Source organism: Mesorhizobium sp. M0701 (genome assembly GCF_040320365.1).
GTDB lineage: Bacteria > Pseudomonadota > Alphaproteobacteria > Rhizobiales > Rhizobiaceae > Mesorhizobium.
Map to the genome: position 1 here is coordinate 41,063 of NZ_JAMYPO010000030.1, position 22,155 is coordinate 63,217.

Here is a 22,155-nt window from a genome sequence, read left to right on the forward strand (position 1 = left end):
ATAATGTGGTCCCTCTTCCTACGCGACATCCGCCTGAGTATCCGCGCCGGCGGCGGGGCGCTTACTGGCGTGATTTTCTTTCTCGCCGTTATCGCGACCATCCCCTTCGGCGTCGGTCCCGAGCTGAAGCTGCTGGCCCGCATCGGCCCGGCGATCCTGTGGATCGCCGCCTTGCTGGCCTGCCTGCTCGGCCTCGACCGGCTGTTCCAGGCCGACCGCGAGGACGGCTCGCTCGATCTTCTGGTGCTTGGCAACGACCGGCACATGCTGGCCTTGACCGTTCTGACGAAATGCCTGGCGCATTGGGCGGGAAGCGTGCTGCCGCTGGTCATCGCCGCTCCCTTGCTCGGCCTGTTCATGAACATGGAGCCGGCCGGCATCGGCGCTACGGCGTTGACGCTTCTGGTAGGCACGCCGGCGATCACCTTCATCGGTGCTGCCGGTGCAGCGGTGGCAGTGGCGTTGCCGCGTGGCGGGCTGCTGATCTCGGTGCTCGTGCTGCCGCTGACCATTCCCGTGCTGATCTTCGGCGTATCGGCAAGCTATGGCGCGGTGGCGGACCCCGATCCATTCCTGCAGCCCTTCCTCATTCTTGCCGCGCTGACCTTGTTTCTTGCCGCGCTCGGCCCTGTGGCGGCGGCGCTGGCGCTGCGGCACGGAACGGATTGATGTGTTGGCTTCAGCTCATGCCTGCGGCGCGGCGAACAATTGCGGAGCCGATGGCGCAGCGTTAAGAGAAGACATGTTGGAACGGCGTGAGACGGACCGGTTGGAAAGCGCCGCGGAGCGAAAAGCATGAGCGTACATGCGCTTTATGTCACCGCCGCCTATGCGATCACGGCCGTGGTGCTGGGCGGGCTGATCGGCTGGATTCTGCTCGACCAGCGCGGCCGCAAGCGAGAGCTTGCCGAGCTGGAGGCATCCGGCCTGCGCCGGCGCTCCGATAAGGCAGTAAAATCATGAGCACGGAAACCCAAACACCGGCGCGCCGCCGCCTGATCGTGCTGCTGCCGCTGCTGGTCTTTCTCGGGCTGGCGGGATTGTTCCTGGCGCAGCTTTTGTCCGGGCGCGACGTGTCGGAAGTGCCGTCAGCGCTGATCGGCCTGCCGGCGCCGCAGACCAACCTGCCGGCGCTCGAAGGCACCAATTTGCCGGGCTTCGATTCAAAACAGTTCGCCGGCAAGGTGACGCTGGTCAACGTCTTCGCGTCCTGGTGCGCGCCGTGCCGCGAAGAGCATCCGGTGCTGCTGGCGCTGTCGCAGGACAGACGCTTCGTCATGGCGGCGCTGAACTACAAGGACCAGCCGGAAAACGCCCGTCGGTTCCTTGGCGATCTCGGCAACCCATTCCAGGCGATCGGCGTCGATCAGGCCGGACGCACGGCGATCGACTGGGGTGTCTACGGCGTGCCGGAGACCTTCGTCATCGGCAAGGATGGCAAGATCGCCTATAAGCATGTAGGGCCGCTGACGCCGGACTCGGCGCGGACGCTGCTGTTACCCGAAATCGAGAAGGCGCTGGCCATGCCGGACTGATGGCCCGCCGTTTCGTCATGCTAGGGTCTTTGCTCCGCTTTGCGTCGCTACGCCCAAGGATGACGAACGTGATAGGTCGACCACATGATAGGTCGACCGAAGACTCAGCCGTAGATCTGCTTGTGGACCTGATAGAGCATTTCGCTGCGGTCGGCGCGCATGTCGGCGAGGTCACGGCTGCTGAAGCTGTCGATTTCGGCGACGAGGCGGTTGTAATGCCGGCGCTTGGCGATGCTGGCGCGAGCGCGGCTCATGAGGCTGTCGATGATCATAGCGAGTTTCCTTTTTGCGCCGCGTTTCGCGGCCAGTTGTTCCTCCCTTGATCGATACGGAGCATGACATAGTTATGGTGCATTGCAAAAATAAGATGTTGCAATGCACCATTGCGCTGGGCGCATAGCCGGTTAACGGGATGTGACCTGCCGTCCGGGCCAGCATTCGCTTCCATAATGCCTCTGACGCATCATCGATCTTGCCATATCGATCGTGGGCTGGCTTGATCGCGCCTTGCCAAGCGACTGCTACCGGGAGGAACCATGGCCAGCGAATTCTACGAAGTTCTCGATCCGCGCTTTTCGCGGCTGTTCAACGGCAATGCACAGGTCGACAGGCTGTTTACCGGCTGCCGATGGGCGGAAGGACCGGCCTGGTTCGCGGCCGGGCGCTATGTGGTCTGGTCCGACATCCCGAACAATCGCATGCTGCGTTACGACGAGACCGACGGCAGCGTCAGCGGGTTCCGTCAGCCGTCCGGCAATTCCAACGGCAACACGGTCGACCGGCAAGGCCGGCTGGTTACTTGCGAGCATTCCGGCCGCCGCGTCAGCCGCACCGAGCATGACGGGTCGGTAGTCACCATCGCCGACAAATGGCGCGGCAAGCGGCTGAACTCGCCCAATGACGCCGTGGTCAAGTCCGACGGCTCGATCTGGTTCACCGACCCGAGCTACGGCATCGATACCGATTACGAGGGCGACAAGGCCGAAAGCGAGATCGGCGCCTGCCATGTCTACCGGGTCGATCCCGGCACCGGCGAGACCGAGGCGGTGATCACCGACATGGTCAGGCCCAACGGGCTCGCCTTCTCGGTTGACGAGAGCAAGCTCTATGTCGCCGACACTGGCCGCACGCATGGTGCGCAAAACCCGGCGCACATCCGGGTGTTCAATGTCGACCAGGGCGGCAAGACGGTCTCAGGCGAAAAGGTCTTTGCCGACTGCACCGCCGGCCTGTTCGACGGTTTCAGGCTGGATGCGGACGGCCGCATCTGGACCAGTGCCGCCGACGGGGTCCATTGCTACGATCCGGACGGGACGCTGATCGGCAAGGTCAAGGTACCGGAAGTCGTCGCCAATTGCGTGTTCGGCGGCAACAAGCTGAACTGCCTCTACATCGCCGGCACCACATCGCTCTATATGGTCCGGCTTATGGTCAACGGCGCCAAAACCTACTGAGCGGCCGCCAAGCATATCCAAGGGAGGGAACCATGCCATTCGTGAATATCCGCCTGGTCAAGGAGGTGATTGCCGACGACCCGGCCGGCAAAAAGGCCGCGATCGCCGCCCAGGTGACGGCGGCCATCACCGGCGTCACCGGCCTGACCAACAACGATGTCTGGGTGGTTTTCGAGGAGATCGCTGCACGCGACTGGTTCGTCGGCGAGACCGACGTCGAGACGCGGAGGGGCAAGGGATAGTTCCCGGCACAGATTGGCCGCAGCTCCTAGCGTCGTCATCCCAGGGCGGAGCAGGAGCGAAGCTCCGTCGCGGAGACCCTAGGATGACGAAAGCACGGTCCGGCGTTCACCGCGAGCGGATGAACTCCGCGAAGGCGGATAGGGCATCGCGCATCGTCAGCCGGTTTTCCGGCTGCGATAAGATATCCTCCGGCAGCTTCTTGCCGAGCAGCGCTATTTCGAGCGCTGCTTCCTCATGGAGCGCGAAAGACATTGTCCGCATGACCTCGGCCAGTGCGGCGCGGGCAAACAGCGAGCGCTGCGAGGCATGCACCAGCATGGCTGGCTTGCCAACGGCGGCATCGCGCGACACCAGCCAGTCAAGCGCGTTCTTCAGGCCGCCTGGCACACCGTGGGCATATTCCGGGCAGGAGACGATGACGCCGTCGGCGGCGGTGACCGCATCGATCAGCGCCGCTGCTTGCGGCGGCGTTCGCTCGCCTTCGTCGTCGGGGTTGAAGATCGGCAGCCGCCCAAGCCCGTCAAAGACGCCGACATGGCAACCCGGCGGCGCGTTTCGCGCGAGCGCCGCAAGCAGGGCCGAATTGGTCGAGGCGGCGCGCAGGCTGCCGGAGATGGCGAGGATGTTCAGCAAAGGAATGGAGACCGGCTTGGGAGATTCGTTGCCGATCACGCTACCACATGGTCTCCCTGTATTCCTCGTCCAGCCAGCGGTCGGTCGCCTCGGCCGAATCGGCGAGCGCCAACTGGTCGCGCAGGATCTGGCCGAGCGTCGGCAGCGTCGCGCGGTCGTACCAGCTCTCCGGCTTCCACAATTCGGAGCGCATGAAGGCCTTGGCGCAATGCATGTAGGCGGCCTTGACCGTCACCACGACGACGCTTTGCGGTGCCTTGCCGTCGACCGCCAGCCGCTCACGCAACGCCGCATCGACGGTGATGCGGGCATCGCCATTGACACGCAGCGTTTCGTTCATGCCGGGAATGAGGAAGAGCAGCCCGATCGAGGGATTGAGAAGGATGTTCTCCAGCGTGTCGAGCCGGTTGTTACCGGGCCGGTCGGGGATGGCGATGGTCTTCTCGTCGAGCACTGTTACGAAGCCCGGCCTGTCGCCCTTGGGCGTCACATCGGCATTGCCGGCGCCGTCGGACGAGCCGATCAGCACGAAAGGGCTCTTGCCGATGAAGGAACGGCAGTGGCCGTCCAATGCCTTCAGTTCCTTGCGGATCGAGCCGTCAGTCGGCCGAGGCGTCTTGTAGATCGTCCTCAGCTCGTCGCGCGTGGTGATGAATTCCATGCCCCTCTCCTCTTATTCTGACGCAATTCCCTAGGGAAAGCGCTACGCGCTTTTCCCGGGAAAACCGCTACACACTTTCCTGGAATTGCTCTATTTGCCGGCCTTCTCTTCCTTGCCGGTCTTGTCCTCGAGCGAATGGCGCAGGATCAACGGCATTTGGCTTAACGTGAAGACAAGGGTAATGGGAATCGTGCCCCAGACCTTGAAATAAAGCCAGGCTTCCTCAGAAAAGTTGCGCCACACGACCTCGTTCAGCGCAGCCAGAAAAAGGAAGAAGAGCCCCCATCGGAAAGTGAGCTTGCGCCAGCCTTCGGCGTCGAGATTGAAGGCGGAATCAAAGACATAGCCCAACAGCGATCTGCCAAACGCCAACCCGCCAAGCAACGTGATGCCGAACAGGCTGTTGATGATTGTCGGCTTCATGAAAGCGAAGGTCTTGTCCTGCAGCCACAGCGCCAGCGCGCCAAACACAAACACCACGATGGCCGAGACCAATGGCATGATCGGCCAGCTGCGCGTCAAAATCCACGAAACGCTGAGCGATAGCGCCGTCGCCACCATAAAGAACGCTGTGGCAATCAGGATAGGCTCGCCGATATGGCCGAGGATCGGAAACTTCCCGACGAGCCACGCGCCGCGGATGGTGGTGAAAAAGAACACCAGGCCAGGCCCGAGTTCGAGCAGGAATTTCAGGCCAGGGTTCAATGCCTTGCGGCGCGGATCGGACAGGTCGCGTTCGAGGATGGGTGGGCTCATAGGGTCCTTCTTATGCATGATTCAATCCAAAAAGGCCTGCAACTTTTCGGGATCATGCTCGTCAAGCCACGCCAGCGATCGCCCTGGCGAATTCGCTTGCGGAAAAGGGTTCGAGGTCGTCGACCTGTTCGCCGACGCCGATGAAATAGACCGGCAATTTGTGCTTTGCCGCGATCGCCACCAGAATACCGCCGCGCGCCGTGCCGTCCAGCTTGGTCATCACCAGGCCGTTGACGCCGGCGACATTGCGGAAGATCTCGACCTGGTTGAGCGCATTCTGGCCGGTGGTGGCATCGACCGTCTGCAGCACGGTGTGCGGCGCTTCCGGATCGAGCTTGCCCAGCACCCGGACGATCTTTTCCAGTTCCGCCATTAGTTCGGTCTTGTTCTGCAGCCGCCCGGCGGTGTCGATGATCAGCACGTCGGAGCCGGCCTCCTTCGCGCGCTCGAATGCATCGTAGGCGAGGCCGGCGGCATCGGCGCCGAGCTTCGAGGCAATGACCGGCGAGTTGGTACGCTCGCCCCAGATCTTCAGCTGCTCGATCGCGGCTGCGCGAAAGGTGTCGCCGGCGGCGAGCATCACCGAGAGGCCGCCATCGGTGAGCTTCGCCGCCAGCTTGCCGATGGTCGTGGTCTTCCCGGTGCCGTTGACGCCGACCACCAGGATGACATGCGGCTTGTGGCTGAGGTCGAGCTCCAACGGCATGGCGATGTGGGTCAGCACTTTCTCAACCTCGGCCGCCATGATGGCCCGGACTTCGGTGTCGGAGACGTCCTTGCCATAGCGGCTGGCGGAGAGCGCGTCGGTAACGCGCAAAGCCGTCTCCATGCCGAGATCGGCGCGGATCAGCACATCCTCCAGGTCCTGCAGCGTGTCCTCGTCAAGTTTCCGCTTGGTGAAGACGCCGGCGATGTTGCCCGACAACTCCTTGGAAGAGCGGGCAAGCCCGTCTCGCATGCGCTGGAACCAGGAGCGCCTCGGCGCCGGTTCGGGCGCCTTCTGCGGCTCGGCTTTCTGCTCGACCTTCTTGGTTACGGTGACTTTGCCGGGGGCGGGCTTTGGCTCCGGCGATGGTTGCGGAACGGCTTCTGGCTCGGGCTTTACCTCCCCTTCGATGGGAGGGTGGGGCGCCGGCACGACCTCCGGTTCGGGCGCGATCTCGGTCAAGATCGGTTTCGTCTCGGCCGGCGCTGGCTGGCGGATCGGGGGCGGTATTTCGGCGGGCGGGACTTCGCGCGCTGGCGCTGCTGAGGGAGCCTCGGTGGGCACTACCGGCACTTCGACGTGTGCAGGTTCTGGCTGGGAGGGGACGATTTCTGGCTGCTGCGGCTCGGCCCGGATCTCCTCCGGTTCCTCAGCAGGCGTTTCCGGCTCGGGTGGAATGGTCGGCGGCGGCTCAGGCTTCTGCGATTCCGGCGCCGGTTGGGGTGCCGGAGGCAACTCTGGTTCGACTGGCGGTGGAGGTACGGCTTCGACTTCGGGCCGCGATTCTTCGCGTTTCAAAAACTCCGGGACGGCCTGCTCGGCGGCCGGTTTCAGCGCCTCCAGTTCGTCCCATTTGATCGGCGGCAGCGGCGCGGCCTCGTCGGGCCGCTCCTCGACGACTTCCTTCTTGCCGAACGAAAATATCTTCTTGAAAAACCCAGCCATGTCTTGCGCTCTCAGGCGGCGCGGGCGGCGCGGGCGGCAAGCGGCGCGGCGATCAGTCGGATACCGTCATGGCCGGCGATATCAGCCTCGACGATGTCGCCCGGAGCGCCGGCAGAGACCGCGGCCAGCGTAAACCCTTCGGTGCGGCCAAGGCCGTCACGCTCGACCAGGATCGACTGATGCGTTCCAGCGAGCGAGGTAAGATGGCGGCGATAGGCGGCCTCGCCGGCGGCGCGCAGGCGTGCCGCGCGTTGCTTGACGACGTCGCGGCGGAGCTGCGGCATGCGAGCGGCGGGCGTGCCCTGGCGCGGCGAAAACGGGAAGACGTGGAGATGCGTCAGGCCGCATTCCTCGACGATCTCCAGCGAGTTTTCGAACATGGCGTTCGTCTCGGTCGGGAAGCCGGCGATGATGTCGGCGCCGAAAACAATGCCGGGGCGCAGTTTGCGCACATCCTCGCAAAAGCGGATCGACTGGTCGCGGCTGTGCCGGCGCTTCATCCGCTTCAGGATCATGTCGTCACCCGATTGCAGCGACAGATGCAGATGCGGCATCAGCCTCGGCTCGGTGGCGATGGCGTCCAGCAGATCGTCGTCGGCTTCGATCGAGTCGATGGAGGAAAGCCGCAGGCGTTTCACGTCTGGCACCTGCTTCAGGACGGTCTTGACCAATTTGCCGAGCTTCGGTGCGCCCGGCAGATCGGCGCCAAAACTGGTCATGTCGACGCCCGTCAGCACGATCTCGGCATAACCATTGCCGACGAGTCGCTTGATCTGCTCGACCACGGCGCCCATCGGCACCGAGCGCGAATTGCCGCGACCGTAGGGAATGATGCAGAAGGTGCAGCGGTGGTCACAGCCGTTCTGCACCTGGACAAAAGCGCGCGCCCGGCCCTCGATGGCGTCGACCATGTGGGCGGCCGTCTCGCGCACCGAAAAGATATCGTTGACGCGCGCCTTCTCAGTGTCGTTGACGCCGAAATCCGGCAACGCGCGATAGGAATGCGCCTTCAGCTTTTCCTCATTGCCGAGGACGAGATCGACCTCGTCCATGGCGACGAAATCCTGCGGGCCGGTCTGCGCGGCGCAGCCGGTAACGATGATGCGGGCAGCCGGGTTCTCACGGCGGGCTTTTCTGATCGACTGCTTGGCCTGGCGTACAGCCTCGCCGGTGACGGCGCAGGTGTTGAAGATGATGGCACCGCCTTCGAGCCCGCCGAGGCCCGCACTTTCGGCTTCACGCCGCATCACCTCGGATTCATAGGTGTTCAGCCGGCAGCCGAAGGTGACGACCTCGATACCCTTGTTGCCAAGAGGAGCCATCAGGCGGCGCTTTCGGTGTCGCGCGCCCACGCCCCGGTCGACGGATCGAAGCTGCCGGAAAATTCCCATTCGGCGGCACCGGTCAGGATGACGTGGTCGTCGTCGCGCCACAAAACATGCAGCGAGCCGCCGCCGGGCGTCATCAGCGTGACGCCGCGGCCGGTACGCCGGGTGCGGGACGCGGCGACCACAGCGGCGCAAGCAGCCGTGCCGCAGGCCTTGGTCAGGCCGGCGCCGCGCTCCCAGGTGCGGATGGCCATGGTCTCCGGCGAGGTCACCTGCGCGATGGTGATGTTGGCGCGCTCGGGGAAGATCGGGTGGTTTTCGAGCAGCGGGCCGAAGCGCTCGAGCTCGTACGACCAGACGTCGCGGTCGACCCAGAAGATGCCGTGCGGATTGCCCATCGAGACGACCGACGGCGAATGCAGCACCGGGGCATCGATCGGGCCGATCTGCAGCTCGATCATGCGGGTGTCGCGGAATTCCTCGGCCAGCGGGATGTCCTGCCAGCCAAAGCGCGGCCTGCCCATGTCGACCGAGATCATTCCGTCGGCATGTTCCTCGGCATTGAGGATGCCGGCGACTGTTTCAAAGGCAAATGTCTTCTGGCCGGTCTCGGCGGCGAGCGCCTGGACGACACAACGCATGCCGTTGCCGCAGGCTTGCGCCCTGGTTCCGTCGGAATTCAAGATGTCGATGAAAAAGGCGGTGCCCGGCGTCCTGGGGTCGTGGATCGCCATGATCTGGTCGAACCTTGTCGCCGCATCGGCATTAAGCGCGACGGCTGCCGCAGGCGTCACGCGATCGGCACGGCCACGCATATCGGCAACGATGATTTCGTTGCCGATGCCGTTCATCTTGGCGAAAGGGGCCGCGCTTGCCATCGATCGAAAGGTCTCTTGCCGGTTTGGCGCCTATATGGCGGATAGCGGCAGAAATTACCAGCGCGGCGTGATTTTCAAGTCACCGCGAAGACGCCAAGCACGATCAGCAGGAAGATGATCAGCACGATGCCGATGAGGATGCGCGCGCCGGTGGCGGCGGCTCCGGCCAGTGCCGGCATGCCGAGCAGGCTCGCCGCGGCCGCGATAATCAAAAGAATTATGATCCACCTGATCATGAGAGACACCTCGCAGCCGACAGGTTTGAACACGTACAAACGCTTCAGCGAGGCCTTGGGTTCCGCCGGCGGTGGCTGGGGCGGGTCGGAGAACCCGGCTGGGACATGCAGCTACGGATGCAATGTGTCATAGTATTGAATGATCCAAACGACGTGTTAGCTGGCACATGAGCTGCGGCCGGCGGATAGGAAATTCGGGACTTGCATATTTGAGTCTCGACGGCTTGGAAAATTTCCAATGACCGAGCGTTGGGACACAATCATTATTGGTGGCGGCCAGGCGGGGCTCGCCATGAGATACTATCTTCAACAACATGAACGTGAGCATGTTGTGTTGGAACGCGCTCGTATTGCCGAACGCTGGCGGACGGAGCGTTGGGATTCGCTCCGATTTCAATTCATCAACCAGGCAATAGAGCTTCCTGGGCTTTCTTATCAGGGCCCCGAACCGGAGGGGTTCGCCCATCACACCGCTGTCACGCGATTCATCGAGCACTATGCGGCCAAAATTGCAGCTCCGGTTCGCCAGGGTGTCGAGGTCACGAGGCTCCGGCACAGGGATACCGGCGATTATGCATTGGAGACAAACACCGGCAGCATGAGAGCCCGCAATGTCGTAGTGGCGACGGGCCCGTTCCAGCGTCCGATGGTACCGGCGGCCGCCAGGGATTTGCCTCGATCCGTTTACCAGGTTTACGCTTCGAACTACCGCAGCCCCGACGAACTTCCCCCCGGAGCGGTGCTGGTGGTGGGCAGCGGCGCATCTGGAAGCCAGATAGCCGATGAGCTCCAGCAATCCGGGCGCAATGTCTACCTTTCGGTCAGCCCCCATCGTCGGGTGCCTCGGCGCTATCGCGGCAAGGATGTTTTGTGGTGGTTCGACAAAATGGGACGTTTCGAGATCACCATCGACAGTTTCCCGGAGCAGCGGTATCCCCCTCGACGGTCGTAACCGGTGTCAACGGCGGTTACGATATGAACGTCCGCCGTTTTGCCCGCGATGGCGGAACGGTGCTGGGACGTGTGCTCGGATGCGCCGATGGAAAACTGTTGGTGGCCGGGGATGCCTCGCAGATATTGGCTGAAGCCGATAGGTCCTATGACGATTTTGTCTCCGCTGCAGAGGCGTTGGCAGAGAAACCTGAAGTCGCGGACCACATCAGCGATGGCAATGAACGCTCAGCAACGCCAATCCTGGCGGAAGTCGGCGGCGCCCGGTCAGTGGATATCTCCGGCGAGAACGTCAGCTCGGTTATCTGGGGGACGGGATACCTCTTCGACTACAACTGGATAGATTTGCCAATTTTCGATTCGCGCGGTGCACCCGTTCAACAGCGTGGCGTGACGGCTTTTCCTGGCCTGTATTTTCTTGGCCTCCATTGGATGCATACCTTTGGCTCCGGCCTTCTCTCATATGTAGGCCGCGACGCCGCCCACATAGCCAGGTGTATGGAAGCCTTGGGGTCGCCTGCGCCGTCAGGCCGGTCGCCGCGCTAGACCGCCGGCACGTCCCAGACTTCGCCCGGCCGCAAGGCGCGAAAACGTTGCCGCGGCAGGCCGGCAGCATCGAGCGCTTCGCCGAGCTTTCTGGGCGGCTCGTCGATCGGCTCGTTGGTGAGCCGGAACGTGCCCCAGTGACAGCCGGCGGCATAGGCGGCGTTGCACAAAAGCATGCCTTGCACCGCCTCCTCCGGATCCTGGTGATGTGGCGCCATGAACCAGCGCGGCTCGTAGGCGCCGATCGGCAGGATGGCGAGGCGGAACCCGCCGTGCTTTTGCGCCATCAGCCGGTAATTGATGCCACCGTGGAAGCCGGTATCGCCGGCGAAATAGATCCTTGCGTCGGGTGTGTCGACGACGAAACCCGCCCACAGCGCCATGCGCCGGTCGCGAGTACCGCGGGCCGACCAGTGGTGCACCGGCTCGACATAGACCGCGACGCCATCGCCGATATCGACCCGGTCGCCCCAGTCATGCGCGGAAAGCCGCATGCGGGGCACGGCAGCGCCGATGATCGTGTCGTTGCCGAGCGGCGTCAGCAGCAGCGGGTCGTGTCTTGTCTTCAGGCGCTTCAGCGTGGCGAGGTCGAGATGGTCGTAATGATTGTGGCTGACCAGCACGAGGTCGATCGGCGGCAAATGCGAAAAGGCGATGCCCGGCGGATTGACGCGTTTCGGACCGGCGAAGGAGAGCGGCGAGACGCGTCGCGACCAGACCGGGTCGGTCAGGATGTTCAGGCCGGCTGTCTGGACGAGCAGCGAGGAATGACCGACCATGGTGAGGCGGAGCGCTGCACCATCGATGCGCTCGACCGGTCTTGCCGGTGGAAACGGGCTCGGATCCGCCGCCGGCCATTTCGAGCGCTCGCGGCTCAATTGCCATTTCAACAGATCGGCAAAGCGACCCGGCGGCCGTCCGTTGGGATTGAAGAACAAGGTGCCGTCGAAATGATCGCTGGGCGGCCCGCTGTAATAGCGGTTGGCGGCTCTCTTTCTCGCGGCCAAGAAATCGGCTCCCTGCAGTTTGCTGATCCCAAGAGATAATGCCGGCGCCGGCCCGCACAAGCATTTGAGGTGAACGCCAAGGGTTTGGCGCCAGCGTGCCGTATCGAATCAACCGGAGGTGTCGGCCAAACGGCCAAGGCGTAACGCAATTTCAGGCAATGTGCATTTTGCGACAAATTTGCAACATTAGCGGCGCAAACCGTATTTTAACCATATCGGGTTGAAATTTCGCCACCTTCTCCATCTTGGTGAGGGGGACATTGCGCGGACGGCATCCCCAGCCCGATCCGACGGAGGTTGAAGAATGAAATTTTCGAAAACCGGCCTGCTGGCCGTATCGTTGGCCGTGCTCGTTGCGAGCGGCTGTTCAACCTCACGGTTCTCATCGATGGACGAGCAGCAGCCGGCGCCCCTGGAAGCTGCGCCCGCCGGCAAGGTGACTGCAAACCAGCTGCCGCCGCCGGCGACACCCGGCCCGGCCGACCCGTCGAAATTTCCGACCGCGCCGCAGAACACCCAGGTCGCCTCGCTGCCGCCCGACGGGACGGCGCCGGCCGGTGCGGCCGATCTGACCGCCTCCAGCGTCGCCGGTGTTTGGAAGGCAAGCGTGTCCGGCCAGAGCTGTCAGGTGGCGACGCCGCAGACCAAATTCGGTTCGGGCTACCGCGCCGGACCGCTGCATTGCCCGGCGCCGCTCGATGGCATCAAATCGTGGAACGTCGCCGGCAAACAGCTGACGCTCTTTGACGAGAATGGCGGCACGCTGGCACGGCTTTATTCTTCGGGCGGCGAGAAATTCGACGGCCAGACTTCCAACGGCCTGCCGATCTCGCTTACAAGGTAAGAGAACGGCCCCCCATTGTTACGCAATTCCGGACGGAAAACCGTTACACACTTTTCCTGGAATTGCCTCTTTTGTTTTTTACGCAATTCCGGACAGAAAACCGCTACACACTTTTCTTGGAATTGCTCCGGAACGACGTGACCAATGCATCTGCGTGACGGCCTCCAGACCCATGCGACCGTCAAGCAGCGCTATGACCATCTGGTCGAGACGGGCGCCATCGGGCGCGATCCGGCGCAGGAGCGGATCGCCGCTGCGCTCGACCGGCTGATCGAAGAGATATCGGCAAAGCGGCTGGCGCAGAAATCAAGCGCGCTGGGGTGGCTGTTCGCCCGCAAGCGCGAGGTGCACGAGGCGGTCAAGGGCCTTTATATCCATGGCGGCGTCGGCCGCGGCAAGACCATGCTGATGGACATGTTTTTCGGGCTGCTGCCGGTGCGGCGCAAGCGCCGGGTGCATTTCAACGACTTCATGGCCGACGTGCAGGACCGCATCCAGAAGCACCGGCAGGCTCGCAAGAACGGCACGGCCAAGGAGGACGACCCGATCCCGCCGGTGGCGCGCGCGCTGGCCGAGGAAGCCTGGGTGCTATGCTTCGACGAGTTCTCCGTCACCGACATCGCCGATGCGATGATCCTGTCAAGGTTGTTTTCGGCGTTGTTTGCCAATGGCGTGGTGCTGGTTGCCACTTCCAATGTCGCGCCGCAGGATCTCTACCGCGACGGCCTGAACCGTCAGTTGTTTTTGCCGTTTGTCGCTATCCTGGAGCGCCACGCGCAGGTGCTGGCGCTTGACGCCGACAAGGATTACCGCCTCGACAAGCTCAGCCGCATGCCGGTCTACGTCACCCCGGCCGATGCCGCCGCCGACCATGCGCTCGACGACGCGTGGGCGGTGATGACGCATGGCAGGCCGACGGCCGAGACGATGCTGACGGTGAAGGGCCGGCACGTCGTAGTGCCGCGGGCTGCAGGGGAGGCTGCGCGGTTTTCCTTCGCCGATCTCTGCGAGAGGCCGCTCGGCGCCCGCGACTATCTTGCCATTGCCGCCCGCTTCTCGACCATATTCATCGACCATGTGCCGGTGCTCGGCGAAGGCAAGCGCAACGAAGCCAAGCGCTTCATCCTGCTGGTCGATACGCTCTACGATCATCATGTGCGGCTGGTGATGAGCGCCGCGGCACCGCCGGCGCAGCTCTATACGGCCAAGCGCGGCAACGAAGTCTTCGAGTTCGAGCGCACCGCATCGCGGCTGATCGAGATGCAGAGCCACGACTGGCTGGAGGACTGGGCGGAGAGGCAGAGGGCGCAGGGATCATCGACGGAGGCACGGCAGGCACAGGCGTGAGGGATAGTACCGAAGGGGGCGCTGCCGCCGGCGCCTATAATCGATAAACATACATGACGAACCCCTCCGCCGGCCATGCGGCTCTTTTCGCGACTCGTAAAGTGCGCGAGCAGCAACATTGTCCGGCTCGGTGCCGACCCACGCCTCCTCACAGCCATGCTCGCGACCGAGTGCGAACATGGCGCCGAGCATCCTCGTCGCAATGCCCTGGCGTTGAAAGGCCGGCGCCACGCCGACCTCGTCTACGTAGAGTTCGCTCACCTTGTCCGGGTGGCGGTGGATGACGGCTGCGCATTGGCCAACGACGATGCCGTCGGCGAGGGCCACGACCATGAAATGACAGGGCTCCGCGAGATAGGCGGAGAGCCGATCCGGCCTGACCGGCTCGTCGAAGACTTCATCGGCAACCCGCATCACAAGGGCGTCATCGTCAGGAAACAGCCTTCTGATTTCCAGTGCCATTGTGTAGAATTTCTCTAGTCGGCTTCAGAATTTTGACGTTTACGTAAGTCCCATTGTTTCTAACCGATTGAAATTATTCACTCCAAAATAATCGTTTGAATTTTTGTGCGGCCGGGGCTATTGCGTGCGGCGAATTTCGCGGTTCCGCAGCATTCCGGCCTCTTCCTCCGACGCCGTCATCAAATCGTCAAGGATTTGGGGCGCCGTCATAGTCAAAGGGAAAACATCCTGACATGGCACGCAACAAGATAGCGCTCATCGGCTCGGGCATGATCGGCGGCACCCTCGCCCACATGGTCGGCCTCAAGGATCTCGGCGACGTCGTGCTGTTCGATATCGCCGAAGGCATCCCGCAAGGCAAGGGACTGGACATCGCGCAGTCGTCGCCGGTCGATGGGTTCGACTCGAGGCTGACCGGCGTCAACGACTATGCCGGCATCGAGGGCGCCGATGTCTGCATCGTCACCGCCGGCGTGCCGCGCAAGCCCGGCATGAGCCGCGACGATCTTCTAGGCATCAATCTGAAGGTGATGGAGCAGGTCGGCGCCGGCCTCAAGAAATACGCGCCGAAAGCCTTCGTCATCTGCATCACCAATCCGCTCGACGCCATGGTCTGGGCGCTGCAGAAGTTTTCCGGCCTGCCCAAGAGCCATGTCGTCGGCATGGCCGGCGTGCTCGACAGTTCGCGCTTCCGTTATTTCCTTGCCGAGGAATTCAAGGTCTCGGTCGAGGACGTCACTGCCTTCGTGCTCGGCGGCCATGGCGATTCCATGGTGCCGATGATCCGCTATTCGACGGTTTCCGGCATCCCGCTGCCCGACCTCATCAAGATGGGCTGGACCTCGAAAGAGCGGCTCGACCAGATCGTGCAGCGCACCCGCGACGGCGGCGCCGAGATCGTCGGCCTGCTCAAGACAGGCTCTGCCTTTTATGCGCCGGCCGCCTCGGCCATCGCCATGGCCGAAGCCTATCTCAAGGACAAGAAGCGGGTGCTGCCCTGTGCGGCGTACCTCTCCGGCCAATATGGCGTCAAGAACACCTATGTCGGCGTTCCCGTGGTGATCGGCGCCGGCGGCGTCGAGCGTATCATCGAGATCGAGCTCGCGAAGAGTGAGCAGAAGATGTTCGACAGTTCGGTCGCGGCGGTGCAGGGCCTGTGCGATGCCTGCGTCAAGATCGCTCCGCATCTCGCGGCCAAGTAAGCCGGCAACCAAGCCCGCCAAGCAAGCTGGAGACATCGCATGAACATCCATGAATATCAGGGCAAGGCGCTGCTGAAGGGCTTTGGCGCACCGGTGGCCGAGGGCGTGCCGGTGTTCAAGGCGAGCGAGGCGGAAGCTGCCGCCAAGGCGCTGCCCGGCCCGCTCTATGTGGTCAAGAGCCAGATCCATGCCGGCGGCCGCGGCAAGGGCAAGTTCAGGGAGCTCGGCGCCGATGCCAAGGGCGGTGTCAGGCTGGCGAAGTCGGTAGCCGAGGTCGTCGCCAATGCCAAGGAGATGCTCGGCCATACGCTGGTCACCAAGCAGACCGGCCCGGCCGGCAAGCAGGTCAACCGGCTCTATATCGAGGACGGCGCCGACATCGAGCGCGAGCTCTATCTGTCGATCCTAGTCGACCGCTCGGTCGGGCGCGTCGCCTTCGTCGTCTCGACCGAGGGCGGCATGGACATCGAGGCGGTCGCCCACGACACGCCGGAAAAGATCATTACCGTCGCCATCGACCCGGAAAAGGGCGTGACGGCCGACGATGTGAAGAAGCTCAACGCCGCACTGAGGCTCGACGGCGACGCCGCCAAGGATGGTGCCACGCTGTTCCCCATCCTCTACAAGGCCTTTGTCGAGAAGGACATGAGCCTGCTCGAGGTCAACCCGCTGATCGTCATGAGGAGCGGCCGGCTGCGCGTTCTCGACGCCAAAGTGTCGTTCGACAACAATGCGCTGTTTCGCCACCCCGACGTGCTCGAATTGCGCGACACCACCGAAGAGGACGAGAAGGAGATCGAGGCGTCGAAATACGACCTCGCCTATGTCGCGCTCGACGGCAATATCGGCTGCATGGTCAACGGCGCCGGCCTCGCCATGGCAACGATGGACATCATCAAGCTTTATGGCGCCGAGCCCGCCAACTTCCTCGATGTCGGCGGCGGCGCGTCGAAAGAAAAGGTGACGGCGGCGTTCAAGATCATCACCAAGGATCCGGCGGTCGAAGGCATTCTGATCAACATCTTCGGCGGCATCATGAAATGCGACATCATCGCCGAGGGCGTCATCGCAGCAGTCAAGGAGGTCGGCCTGCAGGTGCCGCTGGTGGTGCGGCTGGAAGGCACCAATGCCGAGCTCGGCAAGAAGATCATCAACGACAGCGGGCTAAACGTGGTGTCGGCCGATGACCTCGATGACGCAGCCAAGAAGATTGTCGCGGCGGTGAAGGGCTGAGCATTTGGAAAACGCTCCGTTTGCCCATCCAATATGGTCAATATTTATGATTGCCATGGGTATCGGCGGACTGTGGGCCTTTCCCGAGCGGAGAAAGATGTCGGAAAAGATGCGCCGCCACACCTCGTTCAGAATTGTTCTTCCAAGATCGCTTGACCTTGGGGTGCATCTTGGCGTGAGCGTCATGCTCTTCTTGGTGGGCCTCCTGTTGCTGTTTCGGATTATCCAGTGAGAACAGAGCGAGTCAGAGGTCGATAGGCGATGCCTCCGCACAAGATAAACCTCGTCGAGGCGGCGGATCAGAAGATCAAGAAGGTCTTCGATCCGCATATCGCCGGCGACGTGAACGACAGCCAGGTCAAGATCGCCAAGTTCGGCGATGTCTTCGACTGGCACGCGCATGACAATGAAGACGAAGCATTCCTGGTGCTGCGCGGCCGCATCGCCATCGATTTCCGCGACGGCACGGTTGAGCTTGGCAGCGGCGAGTTCATCGTTGTGCCGCGCGCCGTCGAGCACCGTCCGCGCTCACTGAGCGAGGAGCCTGTCGTGCTGATGTTCGAGCCGGCGACGACGCTCAACACCGGCAACGCTAAGAGCGACCTCACCGTCGCCGATCTCAAGCGGCTCTGACCATGAACGCTGCGCCCTTCTCCTCACTCTCGGCCGATCACCAGCGCCTCCGGGCGCTGGTCGGAGCGTGGCGCGGCGAGGAAGAGGTGTCGGCCACGAAATGGGCCGATGGCGGAACAGCGAGTTCGGAAATACTGGCAGAGGCACAGTTCGGCGGCTTGTTCATAGTGCAGCGCTATCGCCAGCGCCGCGACGGCACGGTTTCGTTCGGCGCGTACAGCGTGTTCGGCTTCGACCAGCAAAACAAAATCGTCACCATGCACCAGTTCGATTCGATGGGTTTCGTGCCGATGTCGCCGGCCAAAGGCAGCTGGAACGGCACGGAGCTGGTTCTGGAGCGGTCGTCGCAGCGCGGCTCCGCGCGTGTGACTTATATTTTCGACAATGCCGATGCCTTCCGCATGCGACTGCATTTCAAACCTGCCGGCGGCGATGGCTGGCAAGACATGGTGAGCGGCGTCTACCGGCGCGTCTCGCCTTCCTCGATCAACGGTTTTTAGAAAAGGGCTCCGATGTCCATTCTCGTCGACAAGAACACCAAGGTGCTGGTGCAGGGCCTGACCGGCAAGACCGGCACGTTTCACACTGAACAGGCGCTCGCCTATCACGGCACAAAGATGGTCGGCGGCATCCACCCCAAGAAGGGCGGCGAAACCTGGACCGGCGCCAAGGGCGAGGCGCTTCCGATCTTCGCCACCGTAGCCGAAGGCAAGGCCAGGACCGGCGCCAACGCTTCGGTCGTCTACGTGCCGCCGGCGGGTGCTGCCGAAGCGATCCTGGAAGCGATCGAGGCCGAGATCCCGCTGATCGTCTGCATCACCGAGGGCATACCGGTGATGGACATGATCAAGGTCAAGGCGAGGCTCGACCGTTCGACGTCGCGGCTGATCGGGCCGAACTGCCCCGGCGTGCTGACCCCCGACGAATGCAAGATAGGCATCATGCCCGGCAACATCTTCCGCAAGGGCTCGGTCGGCGTTGTTTCCCGCTCGGGAACGCTTACCTATGAGGCGGTGTTCCAGACCACCAATGTCGGCCTCGGCCAGACCACCGCCGTCGGCATTGGCGGCGACCCGGTCAAAGGCACGGAGTTCATCGACGTGCTGGAGATGTTCCTCGCCGACGACGAGACCAAGTCGATCATCATGATCGGTGAAATCGGCGGTTCGGCCGAGGAAGACGCCGCGCAATTCCTCAAGGACGAGGCAAAGCGCGGCCGCAGCAAGCCGATGGCCGGCTTCATCGCCGGGCGCACCGCGCCGGCGGGCCGCACCATGGGCCATGCGGGCGCGGTCATCTCCGGCGGCAAGGGCGGCGCGGAAGACAAGATCGCGGCGATGGAATCGGCCGGCATCAAGGTTTCGCCGTCGCCGGCCCGGCTCGGCACGACGCTGGTCGAGGCGATCAAGGGTTAAGGGAGTAAGGGAGTACGGGAATAGGGGAGTAGGGAACAAGACGAGGGCATTTGCCCTACTCCCTTACTCCCCTATTCCCTTACTCCCCTCCAACAAAGGAGACGAAGCAAAGGCTTCGACAGTGGACATGGCAAGACAAGATCAGGCCAACGACCAATTTTCGCTTACCTCTTTCCTCTATGGCGGCAATGCCGATTACATCGACGCGCTCTATGCCGCCTATGAGGACGATCCCGCTTCCGTAGATCCCGAATGGCGGGACTTCTTCGCGGCGCTGAAAGACGACGCCGGCGACGTGCGCAGGAACGCCAAGGGCGCCTCTTGGGCCAAACCCTCCTGGCCGATGCAGGCCAATGGCGAGCTGGTCTCGGCGCTGGACGGCAATTGGGGCCTGGTCGAAAAGCACATCGAAAAAAAGGTCAAGGACAGGGCGGCCGGCAACGGCGCAGCGCTTTCCGACGCCGACGTGCATCAGGCGACGCGCGATTCCGTCCGCGCCATCATGATGATCCGCGCCTTCCGCATGCGCGGCCACCTGCACGCCAATCTCGATCCGCTTGGCATTGCCAAGCCGCTCGAGGATTATAACGAGCTGTCGCCGGAGAATTACGGCTTCACCGAAGCCGACTACGACCGGCCGATCTTCCTCGACAATGTGCTCGGGCTGGAATTCGGCACCATCCGGCAGATGCTCGATATCCTGACCCGGACCTATTGCTCGACGCTCGGCGTCGAATTCATGCATATTTCCGATCCCGAGGAGAAGGCCTGGATCCAGGCGCGTATCGAAGGCACCGACAAGGAGATCTCCTTCACCGCCGCCGGCAAGAAGGCAATCCTGCAGAAGCTTGTCGAGGCGGAAGGCTTCGAGCAATTCATCGATGTCAAATACAAGGGCACCAAGCGCTTCGGCCTTGATGGCGGCGAGTCACTGATCCCGGCGCTGGAGCAGATCATCAAGCGCGGCGGCCAGCTCGGCATGAAGGAGATCGTGCTCGGCATGGCGCATCGCGGCCGGCTGAACGTGCTGTCGCAGGTGATGGCCAAGCCGCACCGCGCCATTTTCCACGAGTTCAAGGGCGGCTCGGCCGCGCCCGACGAGGTCGAGGGCTCGGGCGACGTGAAGTACCATCTCGGTGCCTCGTCGGATCGCGAGTTCGACGGCAACAAGGTGCATCTGTCGCTGACCGCCAATCCCTCGCATCTGGAAATCGTCGACCCGGTGGTGATGGGCAAGGCGCGCGCCAAACAGGACTATCTGTTCGGCCGCAGCCGCGAGGAGATCGTGCCGCTGGAAGAGCGTGCTAAGGTGCTGCCCTTGCTGCTGCATGGCGACGCCGCCTTTGCCGGCCAGGGCGTGATTGCCGAAATCCTCGGCCTGTCGGGCCTGCGCGGCCACCGCGTCGCCGGCACGCTGCATTTCATCATCAACAACCAGATCGGCTTCACCACCAACCCGCGCTTCTCGCGCTCGTCGCCCTATCCGTCCGACGTGGCCAAGATGATCGAGGCGCCGATCTTCCACGTCAATGGCGACGATCCGGAAGCCGTGGTCCATGCGACCAAGGTGGCGATCGAATTCCGCATGAAGTTCCACAAGCCTGTCGTGGTGGACATGTTCTGCTACCGCCGCTTCGGCCACAATGAGGGCGACGAGCCCGCCTTCACCCAACCGATCATGTATCGCAAGATCCGCAACCAGAAGACGACGGTGCAGATCTATGCCGACCGGCTGATTTCCGAAGGCCACATCACCCAGGCCGAGTTCGAAAAGATGAAGGCCGATTGGCGGGCGCATCTCGAGCAGGAATTCGAGGTGGGCCAGCATTACAAGCCGAACAAGGCGGACTGGCTGGACGGCGCGTGGTCCGGCCTGCGCTCGGCCGACAACCAGGACGAACAGCGGCGCGGCAAGACCGCCGTGCCGGTCAAGATGCTGAAGGAGATCGGCAAGAAACTGACCGAGGTGCCGAAGGATTTCGAGGCGCACAGGACGATCATCCGCTTCCTCGACAACCGCCGCCAGGCGATCGAGTCCGGCGAAGGCATCGACTGGTCGACGGCCGAGGCGCTGGCCTTCGGCGCCATCCTGCTCGACGGCAATCCGATCCGGCTGTCCGGACAGGATTCGGAGCGCGGCACCTTCTCGCAGCGCCATTCCGTGCTCTACGACCAGCGCGACGAGACACGCTACATTCCGCTCAACAATCTGTCGGCGGCGCAGGCCGGCTTCGAGGTCATCAACTCGATGCTGTCGGAAGAGGCCGTGCTCGGCTTCGAATATGGCTACTCGCTGGCCGAGCCGAAGGCGCTGACGCTGTGGGAAGCGCAGTTCGGCGACTTCGCCAACGGCGCCCAGGTGGTGTTCGACCAGTTCATCTCGTCGGGCGAGCGCAAATGGCTCAGAATGTCGGGCCTCGTCTGCCTGCTGCCGCATGGCTATGAAGGCCAGGGGCCGGAGCATTCGTCGGCCCGGCTCGAGCGCTTCCTGCAGCTTTGTGCCGAAGACAACATGCAGGTCGCCAACGTCACGACGCCGGCCAATTACTTCCACATCTTGCGCCGGCAATTGAAGCGGGACTTCCGTAAGCCGCTGATCCTGATGACGCCGAAGTCGCTGCTGCGCCACAAGCGGGCGGTATCGACGCTGCCGGAAATGTCGGGCGAAAGCGCCTTTCACCGGCTGTTGTGGGACGACGCGCAGCTGCTGTCAGGCCAGGCCATCAAGCTCACCAAGGATTCGAAAATCCGCCGTGTCGTGCTCTGTTCGGGCAAGGTCTATTACGACCTCTACGAAGAGCGCGAGAAGCGCGGCATCAACGACATCTATTTGCTGCGCGTCGAGCAGCTCTATCCGTTCCCGGCCAAGGCGCTGATCACCGAACTGTCGCGCTTTCGCAATGCCGAGATGGTGTGGTGCCAGGAGGAGCCCAAGAACATGGGCGCATGGTCGTTCATCGACCCGTATCTCGAATGGGTGCTGGCGCATATCGACGCCAAGCATCAGCGGGTGCGCTATACCGGCCGGCCAGCCGCCGCCTCGCCGGCGACCGGATTGATGTCGAAGCATCTCGCCCAGCTTGCCGCCTTGCTCGACGACGCGCTTGGTGAATAGAACAGAACCGAAAGAAACGGACAGG

25 protein-coding genes are annotated in these 22,155 nt (G+C 62.9%); 15 read left to right on the plus strand and 10 right to left on the minus strand.

Going from position 1 to position 22,155, the window contains the following annotated elements; genetic code table 11:
• Nucleotides 1–3 precede the first annotated feature (3 nt).
• From ccmB to NKI24_RS24380, 3 genes are all read left to right on the plus strand, one after another.
• Nucleotides 4–669, plus strand: a complete 666-nt coding sequence (gene ccmB / locus NKI24_RS24370; protein WP_352749012.1) for a heme exporter protein CcmB — start codon at nucleotides 4–6, stop codon at nucleotides 667–669.
• Nucleotides 670–795: 126 nt separating this feature from the next.
• Entirely contained in the window at nucleotides 796–963 is a 168-nt protein-coding gene (gene ccmD, locus NKI24_RS24375) for a heme exporter protein CcmD (RefSeq protein ID WP_352680604.1), read from the plus strand.
• Nucleotides 960–1,535 (plus strand): DsbE family thiol:disulfide interchange protein, encoded by a 576-nt coding sequence (locus NKI24_RS24380; RefSeq protein WP_352680603.1) that lies wholly within the window; start codon nucleotides 960–962, stop codon nucleotides 1,533–1,535. Before ccmD ends, NKI24_RS24380 begins: the two co-directional genes overlap by 4 nt.
• Nucleotides 1,536–1,639: 104 nt before the next feature.
• Here the strand turns inward: NKI24_RS24380 and NKI24_RS24385 are convergent, their stop codons facing one another.
• Nucleotides 1,640–1,807 (minus strand): hypothetical protein, encoded by a 168-nt coding sequence (locus tag NKI24_RS24385; RefSeq protein ID WP_023721879.1) that lies wholly within the window; start codon nucleotides 1,805–1,807, stop codon nucleotides 1,640–1,642.
• A 264-nt stretch (nucleotides 1,808–2,071) separates the two neighbouring features.
• Here NKI24_RS24385 and NKI24_RS24390 point away from each other — a divergent pair, with 264 nt between their 5' ends.
• The gene (locus tag NKI24_RS24390) at nucleotides 2,072–2,989 is read left to right on the plus strand and encodes an SMP-30/gluconolactonase/LRE family protein (protein ID WP_352680602.1); all 918 of its coding nucleotides are present in this window, start codon (nucleotides 2,072–2,074) and stop codon (nucleotides 2,987–2,989) included.
• A 32-nt stretch (nucleotides 2,990–3,021) separates the two neighbouring features.
• Nucleotides 3,022–3,231: a tautomerase family protein gene (locus NKI24_RS24395; RefSeq protein ID WP_352680601.1), complete on the plus strand. Its 210-nt coding sequence runs from the start codon at nucleotides 3,022–3,024 to the stop codon at nucleotides 3,229–3,231.
• 106 nt (nucleotides 3,232–3,337) lie between these two features.
• Here the strand turns inward: NKI24_RS24395 and NKI24_RS24400 are convergent, their stop codons facing one another.
• The 7 genes from NKI24_RS24400 to NKI24_RS24430 form a co-directional block, all read right to left on the minus strand.
• Nucleotides 3,338–3,865: an NADPH-dependent FMN reductase gene (locus NKI24_RS24400; protein ID WP_352680681.1), complete on the minus strand. Its 528-nt coding sequence runs from the start codon at nucleotides 3,863–3,865 to the stop codon at nucleotides 3,338–3,340.
• Nucleotides 3,866–3,905: 40 nt separating this feature from the next.
• Nucleotides 3,906–4,526, minus strand: coding sequence for a pyridoxamine 5'-phosphate oxidase family protein (locus tag NKI24_RS24405; RefSeq protein WP_352456344.1), 621 nt, complete (start codon nucleotides 4,524–4,526; stop codon nucleotides 3,906–3,908).
• A 90-nt stretch (nucleotides 4,527–4,616) separates the two neighbouring features.
• The gene (locus tag NKI24_RS24410) at nucleotides 4,617–5,282 is read right to left on the minus strand and encodes a septation protein A (RefSeq protein WP_023679806.1); all 666 of its coding nucleotides are present in this window, start codon (nucleotides 5,280–5,282) and stop codon (nucleotides 4,617–4,619) included.
• A gap of 61 nt (nucleotides 5,283–5,343) precedes the next feature.
• Nucleotides 5,344–6,933, minus strand: a complete 1,590-nt coding sequence (gene ftsY / locus NKI24_RS24415; protein WP_352680600.1) for a signal recognition particle-docking protein FtsY — start codon at nucleotides 6,931–6,933, stop codon at nucleotides 5,344–5,346.
• Nucleotides 6,934–6,944: 11 nt separating this feature from the next.
• Nucleotides 6,945–8,255: a tRNA (N(6)-L-threonylcarbamoyladenosine(37)-C(2))-methylthiotransferase MtaB gene (gene mtaB / locus NKI24_RS24420; protein ID WP_352680599.1), complete on the minus strand. Its 1,311-nt coding sequence runs from the start codon at nucleotides 8,253–8,255 to the stop codon at nucleotides 6,945–6,947.
• Nucleotides 8,255–9,139, minus strand: coding sequence for a diaminopimelate epimerase (gene dapF / locus NKI24_RS24425; RefSeq protein WP_352749019.1), 885 nt, complete (start codon nucleotides 9,137–9,139; stop codon nucleotides 8,255–8,257). Before dapF ends, mtaB begins: the two co-directional genes overlap by 1 nt.
• A 74-nt stretch (nucleotides 9,140–9,213) precedes the next feature.
• Nucleotides 9,214–9,375 (minus strand): DUF1328 family protein, encoded by a 162-nt coding sequence (locus NKI24_RS24430; RefSeq protein ID WP_031195454.1) that lies wholly within the window; start codon nucleotides 9,373–9,375, stop codon nucleotides 9,214–9,216.
• A gap of 238 nt (nucleotides 9,376–9,613) precedes the next feature.
• Between NKI24_RS24430 and NKI24_RS24435 the strand changes: the two genes are divergently transcribed.
• Complete coding sequence (locus NKI24_RS24435; protein ID WP_352749022.1) at nucleotides 9,614–10,327, plus strand: flavin-containing monooxygenase; 714 nt, start codon at nucleotides 9,614–9,616, stop codon at nucleotides 10,325–10,327.
• A gap of 23 nt (nucleotides 10,328–10,350) precedes the next feature.
• Complete coding sequence (locus NKI24_RS24440) at nucleotides 10,351–10,872, plus strand: NAD(P)/FAD-dependent oxidoreductase (RefSeq protein WP_352749025.1); 522 nt, start codon at nucleotides 10,351–10,353, stop codon at nucleotides 10,870–10,872.
• Here the strand turns inward: NKI24_RS24440 and NKI24_RS24445 are convergent.
• Nucleotides 10,869–11,879: an MBL fold metallo-hydrolase gene (locus tag NKI24_RS24445; RefSeq protein ID WP_352680597.1), complete on the minus strand. Its 1,011-nt coding sequence runs from the start codon at nucleotides 11,877–11,879 to the stop codon at nucleotides 10,869–10,871. The two genes, NKI24_RS24440 and NKI24_RS24445, sit on opposite strands and share 4 nt — an antisense overlap.
• A gap of 304 nt (nucleotides 11,880–12,183) precedes the next feature.
• On the opposite strand from NKI24_RS24445, the gene NKI24_RS24450 reads away from it, so the two are divergent.
• Nucleotides 12,184–12,723 carry a protease inhibitor Inh/omp19 family protein gene (locus NKI24_RS24450; protein WP_023679800.1) on the plus strand — a complete coding sequence of 180 codons (540 nt, stop codon included), beginning with the start codon at nucleotides 12,184–12,186 and terminating at the stop codon, nucleotides 12,721–12,723.
• 144 nt (nucleotides 12,724–12,867) lie between these two features.
• The gene (zapE, locus tag NKI24_RS24455) at nucleotides 12,868–14,070 is read left to right on the plus strand and encodes a cell division protein ZapE (RefSeq protein WP_352749028.1); all 1,203 of its coding nucleotides are present in this window, start codon (nucleotides 12,868–12,870) and stop codon (nucleotides 14,068–14,070) included.
• Here the strand turns inward: zapE and NKI24_RS24460 are convergent.
• Complete coding sequence (locus tag NKI24_RS24460; RefSeq protein ID WP_352749030.1) at nucleotides 14,038–14,532, minus strand: GNAT family N-acetyltransferase; 495 nt, start codon at nucleotides 14,530–14,532, stop codon at nucleotides 14,038–14,040. The genes zapE and NKI24_RS24460 overlap by 33 nt on opposite strands.
• 233 nt (nucleotides 14,533–14,765) lie before the next feature.
• Between NKI24_RS24460 and mdh the strand changes: the two genes are divergently transcribed.
• The 6 genes from mdh (at nucleotide 14,766) to NKI24_RS24490 (ending at nucleotide 22,130) form a co-directional block, all read left to right on the plus strand.
• On the plus strand, nucleotides 14,766–15,734 hold the full coding sequence (gene mdh / locus NKI24_RS24465; protein ID WP_352749032.1) for a malate dehydrogenase: 969 nt from the start codon (nucleotides 14,766–14,768) through the stop codon (nucleotides 15,732–15,734).
• A 39-nt stretch (nucleotides 15,735–15,773) separates the two neighbouring features.
• The gene (gene sucC / locus NKI24_RS24470) at nucleotides 15,774–16,967 is read left to right on the plus strand and encodes an ADP-forming succinate--CoA ligase subunit beta (RefSeq protein WP_352749034.1); all 1,194 of its coding nucleotides are present in this window, start codon (nucleotides 15,774–15,776) and stop codon (nucleotides 16,965–16,967) included.
• 261 nt (nucleotides 16,968–17,228) lie between these two features.
• Complete coding sequence (locus NKI24_RS24475; RefSeq protein WP_352540826.1) at nucleotides 17,229–17,600, plus strand: cupin domain-containing protein; 372 nt, start codon at nucleotides 17,229–17,231, stop codon at nucleotides 17,598–17,600.
• Nucleotides 17,601–17,602: 2 nt separating this feature from the next.
• Nucleotides 17,603–18,100 (plus strand): DUF1579 family protein, encoded by a 498-nt coding sequence (locus tag NKI24_RS24480; RefSeq protein ID WP_352749037.1) that lies wholly within the window; start codon nucleotides 17,603–17,605, stop codon nucleotides 18,098–18,100.
• A 12-nt stretch (nucleotides 18,101–18,112) separates the two neighbouring features.
• The gene (gene sucD, locus NKI24_RS24485) at nucleotides 18,113–19,015 is read left to right on the plus strand and encodes a succinate--CoA ligase subunit alpha (RefSeq protein ID WP_352450172.1); all 903 of its coding nucleotides are present in this window, start codon (nucleotides 18,113–18,115) and stop codon (nucleotides 19,013–19,015) included.
• Between the two features lie 127 nt (nucleotides 19,016–19,142).
• Nucleotides 19,143–22,130 (plus strand): 2-oxoglutarate dehydrogenase E1 component, encoded by a 2,988-nt coding sequence (locus NKI24_RS24490; protein ID WP_352540828.1) that lies wholly within the window; start codon nucleotides 19,143–19,145, stop codon nucleotides 22,128–22,130.
• The last annotated feature ends 25 nt before the right edge of the window (nucleotides 22,131–22,155 follow it).

Excerpts from the sequence above, each read along its gene's own strand:
- mdh (WP_352749032.1), top strand. The coding sequence starts at position 14,766 with ATGGCACGCAACAAGATAGCGCTCATCGGCTCGGGCATGATCGGCGGC.
- NKI24_RS24405 (WP_352456344.1), bottom strand. The coding sequence starts at position 4,526 with ATGGAATTCATCACCACGCGCGACGAGCTGAGGACGATCTACAAGACG.
- dapF (WP_352749019.1), bottom strand. The coding sequence starts at position 9,139 with ATGGCAAGCGCGGCCCCTTTCGCCAAGATGAACGGCATCGGCAACGAA.
- NKI24_RS24380 (WP_352680603.1), top strand. The coding sequence starts at position 960 with ATGAGCACGGAAACCCAAACACCGGCGCGCCGCCGCCTGATCGTGCTG.
- NKI24_RS24440 (WP_352749025.1), top strand. The coding sequence starts at position 10,351 with ATGAACGTCCGCCGTTTTGCCCGCGATGGCGGAACGGTGCTGGGACGT.
- NKI24_RS24430 (WP_031195454.1), bottom strand. The coding sequence starts at position 9,375 with ATGATCAGGTGGATCATAATTCTTTTGATTATCGCGGCCGCGGCGAGC.
- NKI24_RS24490 (WP_352540828.1), top strand. The coding sequence starts at position 19,143 with ATGGCAAGACAAGATCAGGCCAACGACCAATTTTCGCTTACCTCTTTC.
- ftsY (WP_352680600.1), bottom strand. The coding sequence starts at position 6,933 with ATGGCTGGGTTTTTCAAGAAGATATTTTCGTTCGGCAAGAAGGAAGTC.
- NKI24_RS24385 (WP_023721879.1), bottom strand. The coding sequence starts at position 1,807 with ATGATCATCGACAGCCTCATGAGCCGCGCTCGCGCCAGCATCGCCAAG.
- NKI24_RS24395 (WP_352680601.1), top strand. The coding sequence starts at position 3,022 with ATGCCATTCGTGAATATCCGCCTGGTCAAGGAGGTGATTGCCGACGAC.
- NKI24_RS24410 (WP_023679806.1), bottom strand. The coding sequence starts at position 5,282 with ATGAGCCCACCCATCCTCGAACGCGACCTGTCCGATCCGCGCCGCAAG.
- NKI24_RS24460 (WP_352749030.1), bottom strand. The coding sequence starts at position 14,532 with ATGGCACTGGAAATCAGAAGGCTGTTTCCTGACGATGACGCCCTTGTG.
- sucC (WP_352749034.1), top strand. The coding sequence starts at position 15,774 with ATGAACATCCATGAATATCAGGGCAAGGCGCTGCTGAAGGGCTTTGGC.
- ccmB (WP_352749012.1), top strand. The coding sequence starts at position 4 with ATGTGGTCCCTCTTCCTACGCGACATCCGCCTGAGTATCCGCGCCGGC.
- sucD (WP_352450172.1), top strand. The coding sequence starts at position 18,113 with ATGTCCATTCTCGTCGACAAGAACACCAAGGTGCTGGTGCAGGGCCTG.
- zapE (WP_352749028.1), top strand. The coding sequence starts at position 12,868 with ATGCATCTGCGTGACGGCCTCCAGACCCATGCGACCGTCAAGCAGCGC.
- NKI24_RS24435 (WP_352749022.1), top strand. The coding sequence starts at position 9,614 with ATGACCGAGCGTTGGGACACAATCATTATTGGTGGCGGCCAGGCGGGG.
- NKI24_RS24480 (WP_352749037.1), top strand. The coding sequence starts at position 17,603 with ATGAACGCTGCGCCCTTCTCCTCACTCTCGGCCGATCACCAGCGCCTC.
- ccmD (WP_352680604.1), top strand. The coding sequence starts at position 796 with ATGAGCGTACATGCGCTTTATGTCACCGCCGCCTATGCGATCACGGCC.
- NKI24_RS24475 (WP_352540826.1), top strand. The coding sequence starts at position 17,229 with ATGCCTCCGCACAAGATAAACCTCGTCGAGGCGGCGGATCAGAAGATC.
- mtaB (WP_352680599.1), bottom strand. The coding sequence starts at position 8,255 with ATGGCTCCTCTTGGCAACAAGGGTATCGAGGTCGTCACCTTCGGCTGC.
- NKI24_RS24450 (WP_023679800.1), top strand. The coding sequence starts at position 12,184 with ATGAAATTTTCGAAAACCGGCCTGCTGGCCGTATCGTTGGCCGTGCTC.
- NKI24_RS24390 (WP_352680602.1), top strand. The coding sequence starts at position 2,072 with ATGGCCAGCGAATTCTACGAAGTTCTCGATCCGCGCTTTTCGCGGCTG.